The 14,370-nt window shown below is 67.7% G+C and carries 17 protein-coding genes and 1 riboswitch; of the genes, 7 read left to right on the plus strand and 10 right to left on the minus strand.

The window, feature by feature from the left end:
• Positions 1-26 precede the first annotated feature (26 nt).
• Together ACMX2H_RS05785 and ACMX2H_RS05790 are read left to right on the plus strand one after the other, a co-directional pair.
• Positions 27-416: a VOC family protein gene (locus tag ACMX2H_RS05785; RefSeq protein WP_414959549.1), complete on the plus strand. Its 390-nt coding sequence runs from the start codon at positions 27-29 to the stop codon at positions 414-416.
• A 79-nt stretch (positions 417-495) separates the two neighbouring features.
• A riboswitch (SAM riboswitch) is annotated at positions 496-626 on the plus strand.
• A 30-nt stretch (positions 627-656) separates the two neighbouring features.
• Positions 657-1,013: a hypothetical protein gene (locus ACMX2H_RS05790; protein WP_414959551.1), complete on the plus strand. Its 357-nt coding sequence runs from the start codon at positions 657-659 to the stop codon at positions 1,011-1,013.
• A gap of 63 nt (positions 1,014-1,076) precedes the next feature.
• Here ACMX2H_RS05790 and ACMX2H_RS05795 read toward each other — a convergent pair whose 3' ends face one another.
• The 10 genes from ACMX2H_RS05795 to ACMX2H_RS05840 all read right to left on the minus strand — a co-directional run bounded on the left by ACMX2H_RS05795 (position 1,077) and on the right by ACMX2H_RS05840 (position 9,609).
• Positions 1,077-1,865 carry a glycosyltransferase family 2 protein gene (locus ACMX2H_RS05795; RefSeq protein WP_414959552.1) on the minus strand — a complete coding sequence of 263 codons (789 nt, stop codon included), beginning with the start codon at positions 1,863-1,865 and terminating at the stop codon, positions 1,077-1,079.
• Positions 1,862-3,307: a PIG-L family deacetylase gene (locus ACMX2H_RS05800; protein ID WP_414959553.1), complete on the minus strand. Its 1,446-nt coding sequence runs from the start codon at positions 3,305-3,307 to the stop codon at positions 1,862-1,864. Before ACMX2H_RS05800 ends, ACMX2H_RS05795 begins: the two co-directional genes overlap by 4 nt.
• Positions 3,301-4,182 (minus strand): acyl-CoA dehydrogenase family protein, encoded by an 882-nt coding sequence (locus tag ACMX2H_RS05805; RefSeq protein ID WP_414959555.1) that lies wholly within the window; start codon positions 4,180-4,182, stop codon positions 3,301-3,303. The genes ACMX2H_RS05800 and ACMX2H_RS05805 overlap by 7 nt, the downstream gene beginning before the upstream one ends.
• Positions 4,183-4,343: 161 nt before the next feature.
• Entirely contained in the window at positions 4,344-4,904 is a 561-nt protein-coding gene (locus tag ACMX2H_RS05810; RefSeq protein ID WP_414959556.1) for a Dps family protein, read from the minus strand.
• A 135-nt stretch (positions 4,905-5,039) separates the two neighbouring features.
• Positions 5,040-5,843, minus strand: coding sequence for a TspO/MBR family protein (locus tag ACMX2H_RS05815; RefSeq protein ID WP_414959558.1), 804 nt, complete (start codon positions 5,841-5,843; stop codon positions 5,040-5,042).
• Positions 5,844-5,900: 57 nt separating this feature from the next.
• A complete protein-coding gene (locus ACMX2H_RS05820; RefSeq protein WP_414959559.1) occupies positions 5,901-6,641 on the minus strand; it encodes an anti-sigma factor in 741 nt (246 codons plus the stop codon).
• On the minus strand, positions 6,628-7,200 hold the full coding sequence (locus tag ACMX2H_RS05825) for an RNA polymerase sigma factor (protein ID WP_414959561.1): 573 nt from the start codon (positions 7,198-7,200) through the stop codon (positions 6,628-6,630). The genes ACMX2H_RS05820 and ACMX2H_RS05825 overlap by 14 nt, the downstream gene beginning before the upstream one ends.
• Positions 7,201-7,267: 67 nt before the next feature.
• Positions 7,268-8,044, minus strand: a complete 777-nt coding sequence (locus tag ACMX2H_RS05830; protein WP_414959563.1) for a class F sortase — start codon at positions 8,042-8,044, stop codon at positions 7,268-7,270.
• A 101-nt stretch (positions 8,045-8,145) separates the two neighbouring features.
• Entirely contained in the window at positions 8,146-8,967 is an 822-nt protein-coding gene (locus ACMX2H_RS05835; protein WP_414959565.1) for a DUF4397 domain-containing protein, read from the minus strand.
• Positions 8,968-9,054: 87 nt separating this feature from the next.
• The gene (locus tag ACMX2H_RS05840; protein ID WP_414959567.1) at positions 9,055-9,609 is read right to left on the minus strand and encodes a dihydrofolate reductase family protein; all 555 of its coding nucleotides are present in this window, start codon (positions 9,607-9,609) and stop codon (positions 9,055-9,057) included.
• Between the two features lie 209 nt (positions 9,610-9,818).
• Here ACMX2H_RS05840 and ACMX2H_RS05845 point away from each other — a divergent pair, with 209 nt between their 5' ends.
• From ACMX2H_RS05845 to ACMX2H_RS05865, 5 genes are all read left to right on the plus strand, one after another.
• The gene (locus ACMX2H_RS05845; protein WP_414959569.1) at positions 9,819-10,334 is read left to right on the plus strand and encodes a DUF6328 family protein; all 516 of its coding nucleotides are present in this window, start codon (positions 9,819-9,821) and stop codon (positions 10,332-10,334) included.
• A gap of 187 nt (positions 10,335-10,521) precedes the next feature.
• Entirely contained in the window at positions 10,522-12,015 is a 1,494-nt protein-coding gene (locus tag ACMX2H_RS05850) for a peptide MFS transporter (RefSeq protein ID WP_414959571.1), read from the plus strand.
• 2 nt (positions 12,016-12,017) lie between these two features.
• Positions 12,018-12,191, plus strand: a complete 174-nt coding sequence (locus ACMX2H_RS05855; RefSeq protein ID WP_414959572.1) for a hypothetical protein — start codon at positions 12,018-12,020, stop codon at positions 12,189-12,191.
• A complete protein-coding gene (locus ACMX2H_RS05860; protein WP_414959574.1) occupies positions 12,185-13,690 on the plus strand; it encodes an SDR family oxidoreductase in 1,506 nt (501 codons plus the stop codon). Before ACMX2H_RS05855 ends, ACMX2H_RS05860 begins: the two co-directional genes overlap by 7 nt.
• Positions 13,691-13,701: 11 nt before the next feature.
• Entirely contained in the window at positions 13,702-14,163 is a 462-nt protein-coding gene (locus tag ACMX2H_RS05865) for a hypothetical protein (protein WP_414959576.1), read from the plus strand.
• Positions 14,164-14,370: the final 207 nt, after the last annotated feature.

The following is a 14,370-nucleotide window of genomic DNA, read 5'->3' on the forward strand; positions in this document are numbered from 1 at the left end:
CCGGAAGGGCACCCATGCTGCGAGGAATGAGTACGGTCAGCTACTGGACCGCGGATCTGCCGGCGGCGGTGGAGTGGTATTCGGACTTCCTCGGCACCAAGCCGTACTTCGAGCGGCCCGGCTATGCCGAGTTCCGGATCGGCGATTATCAGCATGAGCTAGGCCTGATCGACACCCGGCACGCCCCCGCGGGCCACGGCATAGATCCAGGCGGCGCCATCCTGTACTGGCAGGTGGACGATGTGGAGGCGGCGCGCCGTCGGCTGCTGGAGAAAGGCGCGACGGAACTGGAACCGCTCATCGACCGCGGGCACGGTTTCATCACGGCCTCGGTCGTCGATCCGTTCGGCAACGTACTGGGCATCATGCGGAACCCGCACTACCTGGAGATGCTGCGCTCCCGCACAGGTTCCTGAGCGGCCGCTGCACCTGCCAGCGGTTGCTGGCAAGCACGCCTCGCAATTTTGTCAGAGGCGGCCCCTAGGCTGAAAGCAGCTTCACGAGATGCGCGCCCCTCCGGCTAGGAGGGCAAATGCTCCGACATGGCCGCACACCAACCCCAAACCTCACGGGTGGTTCGGATGAAGAAGCGGTCCGCCTCCAACTGGAGCGGGCAAGAGTGTCCGCCGCGGCGGACTGCAGGAAAGGACCCTGACGTGGTCTACTACTCGAACCGAGCCGATGACGATCCCCACCAGAAGACGGGAGCGTGCTCGTGGTTTGGCCCGGGACACAACGTCCATTGGATCCAGGCCCGGAAAGCACTTCACGACGATGTTGGTATTCCGGTCACCGTTCATCTGGAGGCAGAAGGAAGAGTCCGCTTGGACGATGCAGGCCACGAGCGGCGTTACTGGCACCACGACACGGCAGGCCTCGCCGAAGCCTTGGCCCTCCCGTGCGGCGACATCATGTGGCACGCGCGGTTTAGCGTGCTGATGATCGAGACGATCTTGGACCGACGCCTTTTCAACCTAGGGCAGGTTGAAAAGGCAGTGGAGTGCCGGGCTTAGCCACGCGCGCTCGGCGAAGGCGTGGGCTGGCGTGCTCCGTGCGTGTGGGGCGCGGAAACCACGTCAGCTGCTAGCGGCTTTCAGGTTGGCCAGGTAGCCGGCGAAGCCGCCCGGTGTCCGGCCCTGCAGCCGGCCTGAGGTGGTGACCTGCAGATGGGCCGCCGGCAGGACCACGCCGCCAAGGGAACGGATGGCTTCGACCAGCCGGACGTCCTCATGCTCCGTCAGCGCTGGGAAGCCACCGGCCGCCAGATACAGCGAGGCCCTGACGCCGAGGTTGGCGCCGTGCACCCTGGTGCTCGGTTCCTGGCCGGCGTAGTTATGGCGCCAGGCCCGCAGGAGCCCGGGCGCCAGGCTGGCGGTGTCGGGTTCCACTGTTCCCGCCACGGCGTCGGCTCCGGCATCGGCCAGCCGCACAAAGGAGGTCAGCCAGTTCTCCGGCACCAGGGTGTCCGCGTCCGTGCAGGCTAGCCAGGTCTTCTCGGCCGTGTAGTGGTCTGCGGCTTCCAGCGCGGCGGACACTCCGGCCGCCCGGGCAGCGCCGACGGAGCCGAAGTCCCCGGCCAGCACGGCGATCCGTTCATCCGAGTGGGCCGCGTGCTCGGCGATGGCTGCCGACTGGTCGGTGCACCGGTCTAGCACCACCACCAGTTGCACGCTGCAGTGTGGCTGCCCGGTACGGAGCGCGTCCATCGCCCGTTGCAGCCGCCGCAGGCATCGTCCCAGCAGCTGCTCCTCGTTGTGCACCGGAACAACGACGGCGATGTGCCGCAACGTGGGTGCCGCGCCTGGTCCCCCGGCGGAGGTGTTGGGTATGCCCGAGGCTGGGCCGGCGACCGGGACGGCGGTCACGGCGCACGCTCCGGTGCCTGCAGGACTTCCAGCAGGAAGTCCGGTTCGCGGTGGAGTGCGACCACGTTCCAGCCGGTGGTTTCCTTCGCCATCGCATGGACCTGTTCGCCGTCCAGTTCCCACCCGTCGATCGGATGCAGCCAGTGGCACAGCAACAGGTGCCCTCCAGGGGTCATGGATTCCTGCACCTTGCAAAGCAGCTCCCGCAGCTCCGGACCGGTGAGGAAGTAGCCGATTTCCGAGATGGCCACCAGATCCAAGCCGTCCTCGGCCGAGGACGGCCACCCGGCGGGCAGCTGCGCGTGCACCAACTCCACGTTGCTGACGTCCGCCAGCCGGCGGCGCGCCTCGTCCAGTGCAACACTGCTGGCATCCACTGCTGTCAACCGATCGCAGCGGACGGCGAGCTCGGCGGTCAGCACCCCGATGGAACAGCCAATCTCCAAGGCATCCCCGTACCGTTCGGCCGGGAGGGACGCCAGCGTGACCACCCGCTTCCGTCGTTCGTACCAACTGGACAGGTAATTCCATGGGTCCGGATTACTGCGGTACAGCCGGTCGAAGATGTGCTCTGCGTGCTCCGATCCGGCGGGCCCGGCCGGGGTCCACTCGAAGACCTCGACGTCACGGTCAAAGTGTTCCTGAAACGCTTCGCTGAGCAGCACCTCGTCGCCGGCTGCCGCCGACAGGGGCTGCGTCTGCGAAACATGGGAGGCCAAGGCCAACTGCTTGGCGGCCGCATCCGGCGCCGAGAGCCCCGCGGTCCGCCACTCCGTCCAGCGGCTATCTGCGCCAGGGTCAGCCCAATGCCAATACCAGATGGGGAATTCCAGCAGGTCTGCCCGGTGGGCGGTGGCTGACCGGGCCGCCGCGTGGCCCACAGCTTCATGGTCCGGATGGCCGTCCTGGCGGTAGGGTGCGGCGACCACCGCTTGCGCGTGGCCATCCAAGGCTGCGGCGAAGGCTGCATCAAGGACGTCGACATGCTGGCTGACCTTCCCATCCGGGATGCCCAGGAACCTCCATTCCAGCCGCCCGGGCCCTGCTCCGTCCTCCGAGATGGCTTGGGCCGGATCATTGGCCTCAGCCTGTGCCCGCCCCTTCGCCTGCGCCTGCGCCGAGGATTCCAGCGCCTGCATCGCGGCGCGGAATTCCGCCAGCCGAAGTTTGCGCAGGTCCGCGGCGGAGTACGTGGGCGAATCCGGGTGGGAGGCTTCGCCGGCGGTGCAGAGCAGCACGGTGACATCCGCGCCGCGGACCAGCGCGGCGTGGATCAGCCCTGCGGCGCCGAGTGACTCGTCGTCGGGATGCGCCGCGGCCACCACCAGCCGGCAGCCGCGGACGGGTACTACTCCCTGGGCCAGCGCCGGCAGCCGCTCGATGCCCGCCGCGCGCCACTCTGCTTCCGTGGTTCCGGCGTCGACGTGGGAGAAGGTCACCATGCTGGCTCCGCCTGTTCCAAGACCAGGGCGCCGAGAGCCGCGTCGTCACGGGAGGCATGGTGCTGGCGGAGGTACACCGTCAGGTCGGCCACCCGCCGGGCGTGCGGCTCGTCCCACACCAGCGGTCCCGGTCCCAGCGCGTGGCCGCAGATCTCCAGCATCCGCGAGCAGATTGCGGCGATCTGGCCGCGGACGCGGTGTGCCTGGACCGCTCCGGCCGCTCCGGCGTCCACCGCTGCGGCCGCGGCGGCCAGCACGTCCGCGCCGGTAGCCAGCAAGCGGTCCGCCTCGCCCAGCCACGCCAAGGCCAGCTGGTCCGGGGTGCGGGAGGTCGCGGCAGTACGGAGCGTGCGGAAGAGCCCCACAGCGCCGCCAAACCAGCATGCGGCGACGCCAATCCCGCCCCAGGCGAAACCCGGGCGGTGCAGGTACCAGTCAGTCCCACCGACCGGCGCGGCAATCGCTTGGTCGAACGCCACCGGGCCGCTGGGCACGGCGGCGAGGCCGCGGCTGACCCAGTCGGCGGGCTCAACGCTGACCGCCGGCTGTGTCAGGTCCACCGCGAACGCCCGGCGACCGCCGTCGACGTGCGCGGTGACCACCGCGTGGTCCAGGTGCGCTGCCAAGGAGCACCACGGCTTGGTGCCGGACAAAAGCCAGGCACCGCCGTCGTTGTTCTTGGCTTCTAAACGGGTGCCGGCGGATTCCGCCGCGAACACGCCCCAGGTTGTCCCCGCGGGCTGCTCCAGCCCGGCCTGCGCCAGGATGGCGGCCGCGTCCAGATGGGGCTCCACCGCGCGGGCGGCGGTGAGGTCCTCGGCGGCCAGCGCCGCCAGGAACTCCCACAGGGCCAGGGTCTTGCCGGAGCCGGGCACGGGTGCAGCGGCCGAGGCGGCGCGGAGGATCGGGAGTAACGGCAGCGGATCGCCCGCGCACCGCGAAGCTTCTGCCAACAAGGGCCCGGCAGCGCCCCACTCGAGGTGGAGCTGCTGCCGGACCCTGAAGGCGCTGTTAGGTTCCACAGCGTGCGGCCGGGCTACTTGGTCTTTTTGGCCGCGCCCTTTTCCGTTTTCTCACCGCCGCTGGCGAGTTCGCCCGCGCTGTTCTCCAGGTGCGCCCGCATGAACCACTGGAAGAGTTCCAGCTCGGCCGTCTGGCCGATCAGCAGGTCCTCGGTGATCGGGTCGATTTCACCGATGGTTTCGATGGCCTCGCGGTGGTCGGCGACCACCCCGTTGTAGACCACGTCCAGCGCGGCGAGGTGCTCGGCGGTGCCGGCACGGTGAATGTCATAGTCGTCCCAAGTGCGTTCCTTGACAAGGGCGCCTGGCAGCCCGTTCGGGGAGACGCCCAGGGTGGCCATGCGCTCGGCGACGGCATCGATCATGGCACGGACCTTCTCGATCTGCGGATCGAGCATTTCGTGGACCCCGATGAAGTCCCGACCCACCACGTTCCAGTGGGCGTGCTTCAGGGTCAACTGCAGGTCATTGAGCGCGTGGAGCCGCTGCTGCAGGATCTTTGCGACCTTTCGGCCGTCTTCCAGCTTGAGGCCGGGAACGGTGTAGCTTGCCTTGGACCGGGTTGTTTCCGCCATCAGAAAACCTCCTTGCTCGGCGATGCCGCCTGTCGGCATCCTGCTGTTTTCCAACCTAGCGGCGAACCCTTGCTACGTCCCGCCGTACGCCACTTCGTCAGCCAAGGGCGAAATTCAGCAAGCTTACTAATCGGGTTAATCGCGCGGGCTGCCGCCGGCGACCAGCCGGATCACCACCGCGGCAAGCAGCCCCACCGCCGCACAGATACCGGCGGCGATTGCGGTGCCCTGATCCACCAGTCCCCCGTCGATGCGTCCGACGGCGATCCAGCCCAGGCCCCAACTGGTGGCCAACGCCGGGGCAAGCCGGCCACGGCTGTACACCGCGGTGGCCACGCCGATGGCCGCCGCCAGAGCGAGGACGATCGATGACAGCAAGGTGACGGAGAGCCCGAAGCCGTCCACCCCGGACGCCGCGAGGACGGCCGCGAAGTTGGCCACCGTGGCCACGGTCACCCAGCCCAGGTACAGGCCGAACGTGCCGTCGACGATGAGGATGTCGAGCCGGCCGCCTGGCAGGGTGTCGACCAGCAGCACCAGGATACGCGCCAGCACGGCCAGCAGCGCCACGATCACCGCGAGGCTGATGACCAGCAGTCCGGCCTGCACCACCCAGATCCATGCCGCGTTCAACAGCATGGATGCCACCGCCCAAGGACGCAGGGCAGCATGCCGCTCGGACCGCCGCTGGGCCGGCAGCAATTGCCAGACCGCGTAGGCGAACAGGCCCAGGTAGATGACGGACCAGATCCGGAAAGCCGGCGAGGCCGGGGCCAGCGGTGTGGAGTCTTCGTTCAGCCAGCCGTCGGCCGCCTGCTGGATGGGAGTCCCGACCACAACCCCACTGCCCATGAAGGCCGCAACGATCGCCACCAGCGAGCTGACGAGGACCACTATCGGCCAGCCAAGTCCTTGTTCGCGGTGTGTCTGCTGGTGCATGCTTCCTCCGGCTGTCGTCGGGATGTCCACCGCTGGGGTCGGCAGCGGACGTATCGGTCAGGTGCCGAGGCTGCCGCGGACGATGCTGACGCTGGAGTGTTCGGGGTTCCCGTCCAACGGCTCGTCCGAGACATCCACGATGGGGAATTTCGACAGATCCAGTCCCTGCGGGATGGGGAACCGGCCGCTGTCCGAGTCCAGCACGCCGAGGCTGACGAGCCCGGAAAGGTCCGGCGCGATCAGCCACACCTCTTGATAGCCGCGGGCCTCGTTGGCGCTCAGCCGGATCTCGAGTTCCCTGATCCCGTTGTTCTCCACCACGCGCGCCGTCCCGGTGGCTGCGTACTGCTCCAAGGGCTGCAAATCCGCCTGCGCCAGGGTGGCGGTGTTCCGGTTGACGATCCAGGACACGCCGATGGCGGCCAGGAGCACCACGGCTGCCGCCGCGGCGAGCCAAGCCGGGAAGTTCCGGGGCCGTGGGCGCGGGGCGGGCGCCGCCGGTGAAGGTCGCTCCGCAGCGGCGTCGCGCAAGGGAGCGGGGCCGGGCGCGGACCGCAGGGGATCTTCCGCGAGTTCCGGGGCGAGCCCCAATTCGCGGTGGATGGCCTGCCAGACCTGCGGGCCCGGAGACTCGAGTTCCGGTTCGGGATCGGCTTTGGCTGCGATCACCGCACGGCGAAGGGCTTGGTACTCGTCGGCGCATTCGGGGCAGGTGCGGAGGTGTTCCCGGTCGGACCGGTCGCCGATGGTGTCGTCCAGGGCCAGCAAACTGATCAGTTCCGGATCAAGGTGCCGCATGGTCAACCTCCAATCGGCGCTTCAGGTGCTGCAGACTGCGATGGATATGGCTCTTGACGGTACCAAGCGGCAGGTCCAGCCGGCGTGAGATCTGCTCGTGGGTCAGATCCTCGTAGAACGCCAGGCGCATGATCGAGCCCTTGGGTTCACCGAGCCGTTCGAGCTCGCCGTCCAGCAACAACCGGTCCGCGAGCGCTTCGGGTGACTGGGAACTGTCGGCGTATTCGGGGTCCGGCAGGACCGCCGACACGGCATGGAGTTTGCGATGCTCACGGGCAGAGGACGATTGCGCATCGGCGATGACGCGCCGGGTAATCCCGACGATCCACGCGGGAAGCCGGCCCAGCGAAGGGTCGAAGCCGTCCCGCAGCCGCCACGCCCGGATGAAGACCTCCTGGGTCACATCGTCCGCGGCCGCCTGATCCCGCAAGGCCCGGGAGGCCAGCGTGCGGACAAGCGGTGCCAGGTGCCGGTAGGCATCAGCGATGGCTGATTCGTCACCGGCCGCGAAAGCTGTGTCGATGCCGGTGTCCCACGCGTCGAAAGGAGGAGGTACCAAGCCTGCGTCCTTCCGGTCGTCGGGAGGGGAAGCTACCCCGTGGCGTGGTGCTGAAGGGCCGGAAAAGTCAGTCAGGGACCGCTGTGACAACCACATTGTGGCTGTAATCCTGCCGTCCGTCCAGCCACGTGCCGCCGCAGGTGACCAGTTTCAGCAGCGGTTTTCCGTCCCGGCGGAACACGGTAGCTGCATCGAATTCGTCCTTGTCCATCAACTCAACCTCGGTGACGCGGTAGGTGAGCGCTTCCGCCTCCGCCCTTTCTACGGTGATGGCCGTGTTGGGCTGAAGCTGCCTGAGCTCGGAAAACGGAGCCAAACCGGAGAGGGTGTCCACGTGGGCTGCGATCACCGCGGTTCCGGCCGCCTCCCCCGGCGCCGGGCCATACCGGTACCAGCCGGCACGGTCAACGGCATCCGGAATCTCCATCTGGTTGCCAGCGCTAATTCCGACGGCGACCACGCTGAGATCGATTGACGTTCCGGCCACCATCAACCGCGTGGGCGGCGGCGCTTCCTCATCGGCCGCCGCGGGCAACGCACGGTGCACCGGAATGGCCGCCGGGTCCGGGATCAGGGCAGATTCCGGAAGGGCGGATTCCTGTGGTGCAGATTCCGGCAGGGCGGATTCCTGTGGTGCATCGTCCGGTGGCGCCGGAGTGCCCGGGCTTCTGCCGTCCTGCGCGACGCCGGCGTCCCCCTGACCTTCCGACCGTGCGGCAACCTCGTCCACCGCGGCCGGCGGCTGGATGCCTTCGACCGGCTGGGGCGCGGCACAGCCGACAGCGGCAACAAGGAGCACACTGAGCAGGAACCCGGACCGGGCCGCCGTCGTCGTGTTGGTCATGGCACCTTCTTGACGTTTCGGGTGAGGTTTCGCAAATGGCCGGGGCGGAGGAAGCCGGTGGCACCCCGGGCAGGCGCCACCGGCTTCGGAGCCCACCGCAGCTAGTCTGTGGCGCGAATCGCTAGCTTGCGACGGGCGGCGGCGCCGGCGCCGAGGAGCAACAGGACAACCCCTCCGGCGACTGCGGCGCTGGTGTAATCCGGTCCGGTCTCACTGGCCGCACCGGAGCGGCCGCCGGGCACCGCGCCCGGCGCCGAGTGGAGCCCTTCGATATTCTGCACGGCCACGGCCAGGTTGCCATCGTCCAGGCTGCCCCACGCGTAGACAATGGTGTGGGTGCCTTCCGCAACCGGCACGTCGGCCGGTCCGATCACCGGCTCGGTGGTCCCCGCTGCGGCAACGGACGCCGAGACGGTTCCCGGGTCCAGCGTGAGGGTTTGTTCGTCCGGATTGGACAGGCCGTTGATCACCGCGGAACCGCCGGCCAGCACGTCGACGGCGGGGGCTGCGGCCGTGTGGCGCACGGTCAGCTTGCCCTTTCCGGCGTCGATGGTTGAGACGTCGTTGGTGAACAGGTTGGCGGCGGGATTGCCCTCGGCGTCCAGGTTGGCGACGGCGGTGTAGTTGCCGCCAGACTCCAGTTGGACATCGACGGGACCGATGGCCGGGTTATCCGCGTTCTCGGCATCCGAAGCGGTAATGGCCAGGGAGTAATCACCCGCAGGGAGCGCCAGTGGCCCGGCCAGATCGCCGGGGGCGAAATCGTCCAGGGTCCGCTCGCCGTTGACCCAAACATCCACGGTCAGGTCCGGGACGCCGTGCAGGACCGAGAGCTGGGCCTCTTGATCGGCTGCCTGGGCCGGGGCTGCCGCTCCGAGCGCCAGAAACCCCAAGGCGGAAACAGTAAAAATGCTCTTGCGCATGTGATTCTCCTTCAAAGGCCCGGGTGCACCAGGCGTGTGGCTGCTTACACCCCTACTACTGCCCGGACCGCGTGCTTGGATGCACTTTCATGAAGAATTTTTGGCCGGTCCCAAAACCTTATAGATGGCGCAGATGAAGGACCGGTTGCGCGCCAGATCAGTGAGCTCCAAGTCGAACTTGCGCGGGAACAGCGGCCGACCGGAGCCCACCGTAGCCGGCGCGATCGACAGGACCAGCTCGTCCAGCAGCCCCGCCTCGGCGAACTGGGCGGCGAGGTCCCCACCGCCCACCACATAGATGTCCTTCCCGGCGGCCGCGGCCGCGAGCGCATCATGGATCGGCTCGATGTCTCCCTGCGCAAAACGGATGTCCGCACCCTCCACGCCCGGCAGTTGACTGTGCGAGAGAACCCAGGCGGGCATCTTGTACGGCCACGGTTCCCGCGACGCCAGCAGGTGTTCACGGACCCACTCGTACGTGGTCCGGCCCATCACCACCGCCCCGACTCCGCTGATGAAATTGTCGTAGCTGTTCGGCCCGCCGCCGTCGATGTCCTGCTTGAACAGCCAGTCCAGCGAGTCATTTTCATCCGCGAGGTACCCGTCCAGGGTGGTGGCGGTGAAGAAGATGGTGCGGGTCATGGGGATGGTCCTTCCGAACGGTCACGACTCGAGCAGTTCCGGGCAGCCGGCCCCACGGTCCTGGCCGGTCTGACAACAGTGTGCCGGAAGGGCGGTCCGATGCCCACGGTGGCGACCGTCCGGGCAGGTGACCGTCCAGGCATTGGGAGGGCACCGCCGTCGTGCTTTTTCCGCGCGCGATGGGCCTCCGGAGACGCTAAGTTTTAGGTATGGCTACGGATGAACGCGTTAACGAGGACTCGAGGGGTCGCCACGAGACCTTCGAGGAGAAGCTGGACCGCAACTGGAATGAATTGCTGCAGGAACTGCGGGTCATGCAGACCGGCGCGCAGATCATCACCGCGTTCCTGATGACGCTTCCGTTCCAGAGCACCTTCCAGGACCTGGCCCCGTACCAGGTGGGACTGTACATCGGCTTGCTGGTGTTGGCCGCGCTGTTGACCGGGTTGATCCTTACGCCGGTGGCGATCCACCGGCGGCTGTTCGGCCTGCACCTCAAGGACGCCACGGTGGCGCACGGGCACCGGATCGTGAAGATCGCAGTGCTGGGCATTGGGCTGCTGGCCACCGGCTGCGTGGCGTTCATTGTGGATGTGATCGCCGGGGATGTGCTTGCTTTGGCGATCGGCGGCGGGGTGCTGCTGGTGATGCTCTTCCTGCTGTGGATCCTGCCGCACGTGCTGCAGCGCGGCCTGAGCAACAGCGGACCGGGCACCGACGACTGACGCCTGCTGAGGGGCGGCTAAGCACGCCGGCGCGGTAAGCGCGGTCGGTCACGGCGCGGCTGGTGGCGGCGCGGGCAGTGCAAGCGCGGGCGGCTCCGACGCGAGGGGCGCCGTCGCGGGCGGTGCCGGCGCCCCTGCGGGCAGCTGAACCCGTGACAGGCTTCCGCCCGAGTGGAAGCATGGCCGCATGAGCATTCCGTCTGAACCGGCCCCTCCCACCGGAGCCCGCACTGATCAGCGCGGTCCGGAAGGGAAAACTTTCTTCGGCCAACCGCGGATGCTGGCCAACCTGTTCAGCGTGGAGCTGTGGGAGCGCTTCTCCTTCTACGGCATGCAGGTGGTGGTCCTGCTCTACATGTACTTCGAGGTGGCCGAGGGCGGTCTGGGCATCGACGAGGCCGTGGCCACCGGCATCATCGGCGCCTACGGCGGCACGGTGTACCTGTCCACGATCGTCGGCGCGTGGGTGGCCGACCGGCTGCTGGGCTCCGAACGGACGCTGTTCTACAGCGCGATCATGATCATGCTGGGCCATATTTCGCTGGCGCTGATCCCCGATATCCCCGGGCTGGCGATCGGCCTGATCCTGGTGGCCTTCGGGTCCGGCGGGCTGAAGGCCAATGCCACCTCGTTGGTGGGGTCGCTGTACGCGCTCGACGACGACCGCCGGGACGCGGGCTTCTCGATTTTCTACATGGGCGTGAACATCGGCGCACTGTTCGGGCCGCTGCTGACCGGACTGACCCGGGACACGCTTGGCTTCCATTTCGCCTTCGGGCTGGCCGCGGTGGGCATGGCCATCGGCCTCACCCAATATGCGCTGACCCGCAAAAACCTGCCGGAGGAAGCGCACCTGATCGCCGACCCGCTGCCCCGGAGCAAGATGCCGGTGGTGGGCGGCATCGTCGCGGTTGTGGTGATCCTGATTGTGGTGGCGGTGCTGACCGGACTGGTGAACGCCGGAAACCTGGCCACCGTGGTAGCGCTGGTGGCGATCGCCGCGGCGATCTCTTACTTCGTGGTGATCCTGTCCAGCAAACACATCAATGAAACAGAACGACGGCGGGTGCTCTCCTTCATCCCGATGTTCATCGCCAGCGCGGCCTTCTTCTCCATGTTCCAGCAGCAATTCACCGTGGTGACGCTGTACTCCGACCAGCGGCTCAACCGGAACATCCTCGGCTGGGAAATGCCGATCGAGTGGGTCCAGTCCATCAACCCGGTGTTCATCATCCTGCTGGCCCCGGTCTTCGCCGCAGTGTGGACGCGGCTGGGTCCGCGGCAGCCAATCACTCCGGTGAAGTTCGCCATCGGGCTGGCGATCATGGGGTTGGCCATCCTGGCCTTCATCCCGCTGGCCGGCGGCGGTCCGAACACCGCTCCCCTGCTGGCCATGGTGGGGATCCTGCTGATGTTCACGCTGGCCGAGCTCTTTATCTCCCCGGTGGGATTGTCGCTGTCCACCAAGCTGGCGCCGCACATTTTCCGCACCCAGATGGTGGCGCTGAACTACCTTTCAGTGTCGCTGGGCACGGCGCTCTCCGGTGTGCTGGCCGGCTTCTACAATCCGGAGAACGAGGTCCCTTACTTCGGCGTGATCGGCCTGGTGGCACTGGCGCTGGCCGTGGCGCTGTTCCTGGCCGCGAAGCCGATTAAGAGCCTGATGAGCGGGGTGCACTGAGCGTGGTGGAGACCCACACGGTGGTCGACCTAGCGAGCGCCAGCGAGCGCGTGGAGACCCACACGGTGATCGACCAAGCGAGCGCCAGCGAGCGCGTGGAGACCCACACGGTGATCGACCAAGCGAGCGCCAGCGAGCGCGTGGAGACCCACACGGTGATGGCGGCGCCGTGGTGACGCCGCAACGGGTGCTGGTCACCGGGGCTACCGGCTACATTGGCGGCCGCCTGGTTCCGCGGCTGCTGGCGCGCGGGTACGCGGTTCGCGTGCTGGTCCGCTCCCCGGGCAAGCTCGCCGCCGTGCCCTGGCATGACGACGTCGAGATCGTGGCCGGGGATCTGGCGGATGAGGACGACGCGCGGCGGGCCTGCGCGGATGTCCAGACCGTGTTCTACCTGGTGCATTCAATGGCCTCCGGCACCGACTTCGAGGAACGTGAGCTGGCGATGGCGCGCACTGTGGCCGGTGCCGCTGCGGCTGCCAGGGTGAATCGCATCGTCTATTTGGGCGGGCTGCATCCGGAGAACGTCGAACTCTCCCGCCACATGCGCTCGCGTGCGGCCGTGGGGCGGGCGCTGCTGGAAGGCGAGGTGCCCGCGGCAGTCTTCCAGGCCGGCGTCGTGATTGGCTCCGGTTCCGCGTCCTTCGAAATGATCCGGCATCTGACCGAAAACCTGCCGTTCATGCCGGCACCCAGTTGGGTACGGCGCACGGTGGAGCCGATTGCCATCCGCGATGTGCTGCACTACCTGGAACGAGCACCGGAGCTGCCGGCCGGGCTCAACCGCACCTTCGACATCGGTTCGCGGGAGCGGATCACCTATGCGGGTCTGATGTACGGGTATGCGCACGAGGCAGGCGTGGGACGACGCCTGATCTACGCGCTGCCAATCCCCGCTCCGGCGCTCGCCGGCTGGTGGGTGGCGCTGACCACGCCGATCCCCCACGCCATGGCGGTGCCCCTGGTGCAGTCGCTGCAGCATGATGCGGTTTCCGCCGAACACGACATTGACCGCTATATCCCGCAGCCCGACGGCGGACTGACCGGCTACCGCATGGCGGTGCAGCTGGCGCTGGGGAAGATGGCCAGCGGTGAGGTGGAAACCAGCTGGACCAACGCGTCCGGCGCGCCGCCATCCGACCCGCTGCCCAGCGACCCTGAGTGGGCTGGCCAAACCGTGTTCGTGGACAACCGGGAACGGGGATCCGAGGTTCCCGCCGAGGACGTCTGGCGGGTGATCCAAGGGATCGGCGGGGCGAACGGCTGGTATTCGTGGCCGGCGGCGTGGGCGATCCGCGGAGTCTTGGACAAGCTGGTGGGCGGTGCCGGACTCACCCGTGGCCGCCGCCATGCGGGCCGGCTCGTCGTGGGCGATGCCGTGGACTGGTGGCGGGTGGAAGCCATCGAGGAGGGCAGCGAGCGCCGGCTGCTGCGGCTGCATGCGGAAATGAAGGTGCCCGGGCAGGCCTGGCTGGAACTCTCGGTGGCCCCGAAAGACGGCGGCAGCGTGTACCGCCAGCGCGCCATCTACTTCCCCCGCGGGCTCTCTGGAAAGCTCTACTGGTGGCTGGTCCTGCCGTTCCACGGCCTGATCTTCCCGTCCATGGCGCGCAACATCATCCACCGGGCGGCTGTACGCGAGCAGACTGCTGACGCAGCGGCCAACGTCCGCTAAATTGACGGAGTATGAACCCCGACGACGGACCACTGGAACGCTACCGACGCCCCAAGGGGCTCGACGACGCCACGGTGGAGGCGTTGGGCAAGCTCTCCGAGGCGCTGGAAGTCATCGAACACGCCCGTGGGCACCTCTACGCGTTCCACCGGCTCACCGGCAAGGCCGACTTTGCCCTCGGCGACGCCGTGGAGTTGCTCCGCAAGGCCGGACACCATGAAGTGGCCGAGCGGATCAACGAGGAGTTGGTGGGCCGGAACGTGATCGAGGGTCGCTGGACCTTCCAGATCATCGACGAGTACGACGAGACCTACTACGGCCCGTGCAAGGAACTGGAACTGCAGGCCCGCGAGAAGCTGGCCGACGGCCGTAAACATCTGTTCGAGGCCGAGATGAAAGAAGACCGGCGCACTCACGGGCTGAAGAACCACGAGGCAACACCTCCCAGCCTGCGTGGCGGCCCCGACTCCTGACGCCCGCCGCCGCGCACGGGCCCGTGAGGTCCAGCAGATTTCTGAACTCCTGCGTGATTGGGCCTGTAAGCCGTGTGCAGGATGCGCCACATTCGTTGGCGATCGACCAGCATTCCTCATGCTTGCTTGGAGTAAGGCCCTACAACTCCGCCCGCTCAAGCGGACCAGCGCCAGGTTTGCTTACCGGCCGGAAGGCAATGTGGCGCA

This window comes from Arthrobacter sulfonylureivorans (genome assembly GCF_047607445.1).
GTDB lineage: Bacteria > Actinomycetota > Actinomycetes > Actinomycetales > Micrococcaceae > Crystallibacter > Crystallibacter sulfonylureivorans_A.

Coding starts and splice junctions, on each gene's coding strand:
- ACMX2H_RS05785 (WP_414959549.1), top strand. CDS start 27: ATGAGTACGGTCAGCTACTGGACCGCGGATCTGCCGGCGGCGGTGGAG.
- ACMX2H_RS05800 (WP_414959553.1), bottom strand. CDS start 3,307: ATGGTGACCTTCTCCCACGTCGACGCCGGAACCACGGAAGCAGAGTGG.
- ACMX2H_RS05810 (WP_414959556.1), bottom strand. CDS start 4,904: ATGGCGGAAACAACCCGGTCCAAGGCAAGCTACACCGTTCCCGGCCTC.
- ACMX2H_RS05815 (WP_414959558.1), bottom strand. CDS start 5,843: ATGCACCAGCAGACACACCGCGAACAAGGACTTGGCTGGCCGATAGTG.
- ACMX2H_RS05820 (WP_414959559.1), bottom strand. CDS start 6,641: ATGCGGCACCTTGATCCGGAACTGATCAGTTTGCTGGCCCTGGACGAC.
- ACMX2H_RS05830 (WP_414959563.1), bottom strand. CDS start 8,044: ATGACCAACACGACGACGGCGGCCCGGTCCGGGTTCCTGCTCAGTGTG.
- ACMX2H_RS05835 (WP_414959565.1), bottom strand. CDS start 8,967: ATGCGCAAGAGCATTTTTACTGTTTCCGCCTTGGGGTTTCTGGCGCTC.
- ACMX2H_RS05840 (WP_414959567.1), bottom strand. CDS start 9,609: ATGACCCGCACCATCTTCTTCACCGCCACCACCCTGGACGGGTACCTC.
- ACMX2H_RS05845 (WP_414959569.1), top strand. CDS start 9,819: ATGGCTACGGATGAACGCGTTAACGAGGACTCGAGGGGTCGCCACGAG.
- ACMX2H_RS05850 (WP_414959571.1), top strand. CDS start 10,522: ATGAGCATTCCGTCTGAACCGGCCCCTCCCACCGGAGCCCGCACTGAT.
- ACMX2H_RS05865 (WP_414959576.1), top strand. CDS start 13,702: ATGAACCCCGACGACGGACCACTGGAACGCTACCGACGCCCCAAGGGG.